The 8,140-nt window shown below is 50.9% G+C and carries 2 protein-coding genes and 3 pseudogenes; 2 read left to right on the top strand and 3 right to left on the bottom strand.

Annotation, left to right across the window (positions count from 1 at the left end; translation table 11 throughout):
* Window positions 1-190 precede the first annotated feature (190 nt).
* Window positions 191-1,062: pseudogene (locus VSX56_RS20110) on the top strand (IS5 family transposase).
* 338 nt (window positions 1,063-1,400) lie between these two features.
* Here the strand turns inward: VSX56_RS20110 and VSX56_RS20105 are convergent.
* The 3 genes and pseudogenes from VSX56_RS20105 to VSX56_RS20100 all read right to left on the bottom strand — a co-directional run bounded on the left by VSX56_RS20105 (window position 1,401) and on the right by VSX56_RS20100 (window position 7,628).
* The gene (locus VSX56_RS20105; protein ID WP_350939323.1) at window positions 1,401-3,404 is read right to left on the bottom strand and encodes an acyltransferase family protein; all 2,004 of its coding nucleotides are present in this window, start codon (window positions 3,402-3,404) and stop codon (window positions 1,401-1,403) included.
* Between the two features lie 157 nt (window positions 3,405-3,561).
* Window positions 3,562-3,780, bottom strand: a pseudogene (locus VSX56_RS20865) (IS66 family transposase); the annotation flags it as partial.
* A 770-nt stretch (window positions 3,781-4,550) separates the two neighbouring features.
* Window positions 4,551-7,628: a M10 family metallopeptidase C-terminal domain-containing protein gene (locus VSX56_RS20100; RefSeq protein WP_350939322.1), complete on the bottom strand. Its 3,078-nt coding sequence runs from the start codon at window positions 7,626-7,628 to the stop codon at window positions 4,551-4,553.
* A gap of 365 nt (window positions 7,629-7,993) precedes the next feature.
* Here VSX56_RS20100 and VSX56_RS20095 point away from each other — a divergent pair.
* A pseudogene (locus tag VSX56_RS20095) lies at window positions 7,994-8,140 on the top strand (IS110 family transposase); the annotation flags it as partial.

Raw genomic sequence — 8,140 nt, 5'->3', positions numbered from 1 at the left:
ATCATAGGTTTGGTCATCGGGTGTCATCCTTGGATCAGATTGAGTCTAGCAACCCGACCTTACCAAGAAACCCGATGGCCACCTGAGCTACACCACCCCGTGGGACACGATCGATGGTTAGATCTCTAGAATGCCCAAGCCTGCCAACACCCGCTACCGCACGACTAACTGATCTGACTATAACGCCTCCCTGAAGCGGCAAGGATCGTTGTCGGTTTGGTTCGATCCGGACATGTCCTGGCAGGCGGAGCGAAATGGCAGGCGCGGGCATCCCGAGACCTTCTCCGATAGCACCATTCAGACCTGCTTGACGCTGACAGTGCTGTTCGGCTTGCCGCTCCGCCAAACCGTCGGTCTGGTCGCGAGCCTGATCAAGATGGCGGGGTTCGACTGGCCCGTGCCCGACTATTCGACGCTCTGTCGCCGTCAGGCCAGGATCAAGGTGCAGATCCCTTATCGGCGCTCCGGGGCGCCTCTGAACTTGCTGATTGACAGCACCGGCATCCGCTTTCGAGGTGATGGAGAATGGCTCTCGCGTAAGCATGGCGCGACCCGCCGACGCGAGTGGCGGAAGGTTCATCTTGCGATGGACACTGCCACTGGCCATATCCGCGCGGTCGAATTCACCTCCAGCAGGCAGGCGACAGCCCGATTCTGCCGGAACTGTTGTCACAGAGCCCGGCCAGCGAAGAAATAGAGACAGTCACGGCCGATGGCGCCTAGGACACATGCCGCTGCCATGCGGCGATACTCGAGCATGGGGGAGAACCGATCCTACCGATCCGTCGCAATGGCCGAGCATGGAAGCCGGACTGCCCCCCCGCCATATCGCGAAACGAAATGCTACGTGCGACGCGATGTCTGGGCCGATCGATCTGGAAGAAATGAACCGGCTACCATACACGGAGTCGCGTCGAGGCCCAGATGAACTGTCTGAAGCTTTTGGGCGATCGGATCATGTCGCGAGACCCTGACCGCCAGACTGCAGAAATCCAAATCCCTATCGCTATCATGAATTGCTTCTCGGCCTTGGAGAGGGCCGAGATCGAAGCTGTGCAATAAGGCCGATAGGGAAAGGGGAAAATCATCCTTGCGTCCGATTAGCGCAACAAGGCCGTCATCTCGAGATCCTCTCTAAGAACGCGATCCAGACCTGTCTCACACTTCAAGTATCATTCGGTTTGCCGTTTCGCTAGACTGCCGGTTTGCCGTTTCGCTAGACTTCCGGTTTGGTCGCGAGCCTAGTCGAGATGCCCGAGCTGTACGCCTGATTGTTTGACGCTGTGTAGGCGATAGGGTTGAAGCACGGTACAGTTCCGCTTGAGGTCATCTGCTTCACGTAGGGATATGTATATCTCTATTTCAAAGGGCGGTCCCAATGGGCCGCCCTTTGAATATTACTAGTTTCCCTGCTTTTGCGAGAGAAGTGCCTCGACAATGCGCGGAACGATACGGTGGGCACCGGCATTGCTGACATGGTCATCATCAAAATAAAGTGGTAAGCCATCGACGATGTTATCACATCGTCCTGTGTCTTCGTGACAGAAAAGATCATCGACTCGTACCAAGGTGACTCGGCCTTTTTCGGCTCGTGCTTGGACATCATGCAATAGCGATACCGTTGGATCATTGCGTCTATGATAAGATTCATAAGATGTTGATAAATATGGAATTTTACCGATATCTTTCATAAGATTGATGCCGGCTCCTGGGACGTTCCATCCAGCTTCCGGGATTGGCTCGACAATAATCAATTTAAATTCTCGGGAGAGCCCCACTAAACGGTCGAGCATTTGATGACGGAGTTTAATCAGTCGAGTTTCCTTGGACTCATTAGGGTCAAACTCATTCGAAAAAGTGCTGATGCGTCCATTGTTCGTCTCAATGCCGCCTTGGCCATTATCATACCCTGTTTCTTCAAAGAGCAAAGTGAAACGCGCCACTAAAATCAGCGTATCGATTTCATGCTTCGCAGCCCAACCTAATGCGTTTTCCGTGAATTGCGAGCAAGCATCCGGCCTATCTGCCTTAGGCCAATAAAGCCCAGGAATAGGCGCGCATGCATTCATGTTGGCAGGATATAAGGAAATATTTTTAGCTTTAGCCATTTCGATCATAATCGGCGAAATTGCCCACCCATGGCTGTCTCCTATCTGCATGGCTTTTGCTTGTGGGTTCGTCGCGGTGTTGAAGCACCCATCCAAAGGAAATGTCTCAGAAAACGTCGAAGAGTTCGTGATACAGTGGTAACTTGGACGCTCAGATGCTAGCAGAAAATTTTGATATCCTTCTGGATAGCGAAATGCCGCACCTTGGCTTGTGACACCCATCAGGCCAAACGCGGCAAATACTACCATCCCCGTAGCCGAAGCAGTGAAGATCTGGCGCTGGCGCGGTAGGAAGGCCCTTTTTCCTCGGAAGGGCTGTTCGATGAAGCGCCAAGTCAGAATGGCCAGAATAAGAGCCAGCCCGATCAATGCCAGCATATGCATCTCGCCCAGACGATGCCCGAACTTCAGCCGTGCGATCGCGAATATCGGCTGGTGCCAGAGATAGAGCGAATAGGAGACCAGTCCGATCCCGACGATGGGTTTCCATGAAAGAACGCGAGCGACCCATGTCCCTTTACGTGCGAACAACACAATCAGCACTGCGCCGAGCACTGGCACCAGTGTGACGGCGGACGGGAAGCGCATCGTGCCGTCGATCAACACGATCCCGCCTGCGATCAGCGCCAGTCCCAGTCCCGCAAGCCATTGATTGCCCCGTAGATGTGGCAGCGCGAAGGCGCAGATGGAACCGGCGAACAGTTCCCACATGCGCGACGGCAGAAGGTAGAAATTCGCGCTTGAGGCGTGGCGCGACATCCACTCGCAGAGCCCGAAGGAGCCGAGCGTCAGGACTATGATCATCCCCAAGGTTGAGCGCCGACCATAACGCCAGAGCAGGAAGAGCATCACGGGGAAGAAAAGATAATACTGCTCTTCGACGGCGAGTGACCATGTATGTAAAAGCGGTTTGTTCTCGGCGTCGGTGTCGAAATAGCCGGCTTCGCTCCAGAACAAGATATTGGAAACAAAGGCCATGCAGGCGAGAATGCTCTGTGAGAAATCGGTGAAGCGCTGCGGGTCGAGCTGGATCCATGCCATTGGGATGGTGCAGGCGATGACGATGAAGAGCGCGGGCAGGATCCGCCGGAAACGGCGCTCGTAAAATCGTAGGATCGAGAAGCGGCCCTCGTCCAACTCGCCGATCAGGATGGTTGTAATTAGATAGCCAGAGATGACGAAGAAGATATCGACGCCGATGAACCCGCCAGAAATTTGGGAAAACCCAGCATGAAAAAAGAGGACAGGCAGGACGGCAAGGGTGCGCAAGCCGTCAATTTCGGCGCGGTACTTCATGAAAAGAACTTTCGTGGCAGAATAGTGTAGCGCGGCCGAAGGGGTCACGTGCTGGTGATAATGCAGGGCATTGGGACGTGGAGCAATATTTACCTGTCGGACATGGTCGATACATCGTAACCAGTGTTCCGATCACATCCTGACGGCGTAATTCCAAGGCATGCGGATCGAAGGCATTAAGTTTGCAGGGCTCGATTAGCGAGGCGTTGACGGCCCAGTTTTCGGTGCCCGTATTGTGGCCGGTGAAAGAAAGAGGGATTCGGTTCAACGCAATGGATCGAATGGTACGCTCGACGGTTTTGTAGTCGAGTTCGACGCTGCCATTGATCAGGGACAGGTCGTCCCAATATTTTGTAATGTGGACAAGCGCTTCGCCTGAGGGGGGCTCGCGACACACGCACGATGCTGGGTGGAGCCACATTTATGTGATCCGTAAAGGGTAGATGTCGTGAAACAGCGCAAACGCATTTCAGATCTTTAAGGCGCTTGCGGAATAAGCGTGCCCGCTGGGTGAGCATTTCGAGTCAGGCTGTATATTACCGGGGCAGCCAATAAGGGACAACTCAGATTGAGAGTACATTCATTTCACAGTAAAATTGATTTAAATGAATGCTCTAAGAAACGACACTATTAAATAGATAATCCAAACCCAAAATGCCAACCCTAAGAGGGCCATTGGAAATATCCACCATCCAGCCGATATTTCTAAATAATACTGATTTTTTTTTGAATGAAGTTCTTTATGCTGGTTGTGGAGAATAGCATCTTTTTGAATTACTGCCATTTGATGTCCCCTTGCGCTCACTCCCCACACCCTTGTGTGGTTCACCCAGTTTTAGATAAACGATCATATTTCTTAACAGGTTGTTAAAAGAACGGTCATTCTGTGACTTAAGTGAGGTATCATATATAGCTATAGTTAATAAATATACACGCTATTAACTAGCTCGCTTCAAAGATTAAGGCTTGATCCAACGCAGACAAGACCAAGGCTATAATGATTTTCTTATTCTACAGCTTCATCATAACTTGGCGATGTCTTTGGAAATAATGAAGGTTGATGGCCTCCCTGATTGGAAAGTCAGGGAGGCTTGCAATGCGAAGGTCGTTTAAACTAAATTTGATCGTGGCGGCTTGAAACGAGCCCTAGAGCGCTAAGTGATCTATTAGGCTGGAGCTATCTGTCAGAACGCTTGAAACAAGTGGTTCCTCCACAGTTGCATCACCTACATCGATAAGATCATGCCGCCCTTCCTCGATTGTAAGCCACGATACGGTCTCAGCCATATGAATCATCTCACTATCTTTGGATTGCTCCTCCTGAATGTAGAGGCTTGTTCCATCGTTTGCTTCTTTGGTGCGTAGCACCATAGTATCGCTACCATTATACGACTGGCTGTCACCGAAGAGTGCGAGGGAACTATCTGCGGCTATTTTCGACCCTATGTGAGTGATCGCTTCGGTCCCTTCCGAAATGATGGATTCAGACGCAGTTTCGATAGCTACCCACTGCACAACCCGCGTTGTATCATTGCCAACGTTTCCATCTGCTTCTTGAGACGAAAGTCGGAGGGTTGCGCTATTGCTATCGACCTCACCAATTCGTTCAGTTACCGTTTGACCTCCTTCGCCAGAAACAGACGCAAGAATAGTCGGTGTTTCGTCAAATCCTTCATAAGCGATATCTACCGCTGCTCGTCCGGTGATCTCTTGGGTACCAAGAGTAATTTTCGTACCGTCCGAAAGCATATGTTGGCCCTCGGTCCCAGCCATCCACGAAATAGTTTCAGTGGTATGGTCTCCATCGAGATAATCCCATTCAGAAAGCCGTACATCGAAGCCTTCATCGGTAATATTCCGTAGTTCAGCTGTAACAGGATCCGAGCCATTTGTTGTAATCGGGCCTAGTACGACTACAGCATCAGTAATAACTTCACTGAATGTTACATGCACCCATCCGTCTTCGCTCCCATCCCGGTTGAGCGAAATACTACCAATTTCAAGAGCGCTGTTTGTTGCGTTGTAACTAGTGGGTTCTGAAGTGGAAAGGCTATATGTTCCAGTACTAAGGCTAGTGTATGCTACTGTTTCTTGGGCGTGAGCTGTCTCTCCGTCAGCAGACTGCTCCTCGGCAACTTTGAGATAAGTAGCACCATTTTTCGTAGTTTGTCGTACGCTTGCGGTATCGATGCCATTTGCGGTCTGCATGTCTGCAAAGACTGCTTCGCTATTCGTGCCACCGATGCTGACCCAACTAGATGCTAAGCTGGTCACGCCATTTTCGACGAGATTACCACCATTCTCTATTATAACATAATCGAACGTGCGAGCCTCTGTCGCATGGCTTCCATTCTTAGCTTCCTCTGTCTGCATTTGAACACTTAGTTCATCGGAAGACACACTAGTAAGGCGATGGGTAAGGACCTCATCTCCTGTGCCTATTAAGCTACCATACGCAGACACAGTGTTGGAACTATCAAATCCATCGAGAGCGATAGTCGATGCGTCTGTACCGGAAATCTCAGAGGAGCCGAAAGTGATCTGCGTACCATCCGCTAGATAATAGCTACCTGCGCTACCTGCCATCCAAGATATTTTTTCAGTGGTGTGGCTGCCATCAAGATAATCCCACTCGGTTATACGTATTTCGAAACCGGTGCTGGTCACGTTGCGAATTTCAGGGACCAGTGGGTCGCCGCCATTTGTAGTAATTGGGCCGACAACGACAATCGCATCATTGATCTCTGATGCAAATGATACTGTAACCCAGCCATCCTCACTTGCCACTCGAGACAGGCTGGTGACACCAACTTCCATATGAGCTTCAATCGAGGTTATTGTTTCGGTTACGAGTGTGTCGGATGCTGTGTCGGCTTGGGGGGCCGTTACGTCGCTTGTCTCTGAAGTCTCTGGCGCTGTCGGCTCAAATGCTGTTCCATCGAGGATACTGGAAGCTTCAATCCATCCAGCTCCTTCAAGTTCAGTTAGATCTGCGACGTTGTAGCTACCGTCAGTGAAGGCGACTGTTTCGATGTTGCTAAGAGCGTCAATATCATCGCCAATTTTGATTAGGACTTCGGAGCTGGTGTAGTAGACGAACACGTCGTCCGAAAGCTGCTCGTAGACAGCGGTATCATCGCCATTTCCGCCATCGAGTGTGTCGCTTCCATCGCCGCCAATTAATGTGTCGTCTCCTGCTTCGCCGGAAAGAGAGTCATTTCCGTCTTGACCGGCTAGCCAATCGGCTCCTTCGCCACCGGCCACTATGTCATCGCCTGCACCGCTCAGAATAATGTTATCGGCAGTATTCCCAGTAATGTCGTCGTCGCCGCTGCCGGTGTAGACATTTTCAACAACGGTATCCAAGGCGATTGCAAGATTTTTGTCCTTACCGCCGAGGTCTGAGAAGCTACCGGGAGTAAGATCTATACGTTGATCTGCACTACGCGCACTAATATCAATCGTATCAATGCCACTGGCATCGACTATCGTCTGAGCGCGTGCATCCAGCAGAGTTACACCACTATCTCCGTAGGTAGTGTTGCCGCTATGGACTGAGTCAGACGTGCCGTACAGCTGCTGAATTGCTAAAATGTCGGCAATTTGCGGTGTGACTACGTAAGCAAAACTTGCATCCATATCGCTACTGAGCGACTGGTAGAAATACGACATAATAGAGTATTGCCAAGTATCATTGGCATAGTCAGCATCAGTGGAAAAACTAGCTGAACTATTGTAATCGCCAGAATGCCCTAAGCCTAGTGCATGGCCAATCTCATGAATGTAAGTCTGCAGCATGTATGCACTGGACGCAAACTTGGAGTAGATATTGACGTTCGATGAGATAGTTTCGCCGTTAGAGTACAGCGACCAAGTGTAAGCACCCGAATATGAATCGGTGAATTTGATTTGTGCGGTGGACGAGGTGGTCTCGGTGAACGTAATGCCCGAAGCATCAGTCCACGCCTGCAGTGCAGCGCGAGCGTAAGTAAGGCTACTATTACTCAGGCCGGACAAATTGACTGTGAGAGTGTCGGAGGACGTAATATCGAACTTTCGCGTCGAGCTGCCCTTGTCATCCCAGTAACCCGTAGTCAGATAAGTCGCGATTTGCTCAACGCTCCACACCGGCTTGCTACTGGCTGCACTATCTGTAGTGCTACTACTAGCTGCCAGGTCGATCAGAGGGGCGATGTGGTTTACGCTGCCGCAAAGTGTGCACATGGAATGCTGTCCTTCATATAAACAGTCTTTGTGACTGCGTGGTTGTGCTTGTTTGAAGCGATGCGGATAAAAGCCGCAGCATAAATGCTCGTTTTGCCGGTCCTCTGACGATGCGTATTGCTGGTTCCGTCTTAAGGACAAAGGCAATTTGGTAATTTGAAGTGGAAGAGCTTTGATCAAAACGAGGCGGAAAAATGGCTATTCGACTCAGCTTTAATCTAAAGTGACCTTATTGTGGGTGACCTGCCACCGGGTGTTTCTCTTTCAGCATCGATTGGTGTCTGCCGGGCTTGATGATGTAGTCGCCCCCCGACGGCCTCTCTGTGCCAAGGTGGGATCGCAACAATCCATTCTGGGAGGCGGTTATGTCGGAGATTACCACTGTGGGACTCGATCTGGCGAAGAATGTGTTCCAAGTACACGGCGCTGATGCTCGTGGTCAGGTCGTACTTAGAAAGAAGCTGCGACGTGCGCAGGTGTTGGATTTCTTTGCAACGCTTCAGCCTTGCGCT

The sequence above is a fragment of the Thioclava kandeliae genome, assembly GCF_040297545.1.
Classification (GTDB): Bacteria; Pseudomonadota; Alphaproteobacteria; order Rhodobacterales; family Rhodobacteraceae; genus Thioclava; species Thioclava kandeliae.
The sequence above is the reverse complement of the archived record's forward strand: the minus strand, read 5'-3'. Positions and strand labels throughout refer to the sequence as shown.

What these genes read in the sequence shown, in the direction of transcription:
- VSX56_RS20105 (WP_350939323.1), bottom strand. Translation starts at nt 3,404, where the DNA reads ATGAAGTACCGCGCCGAAATTGACGGCTTGCGCACCCTTGCCGTCCTG.
- VSX56_RS20100 (WP_350939322.1), bottom strand. Translation starts at nt 7,628, where the DNA reads ATGTGCACACTTTGCGGCAGCGTAAACCACATCGCCCCTCTGATCGAC.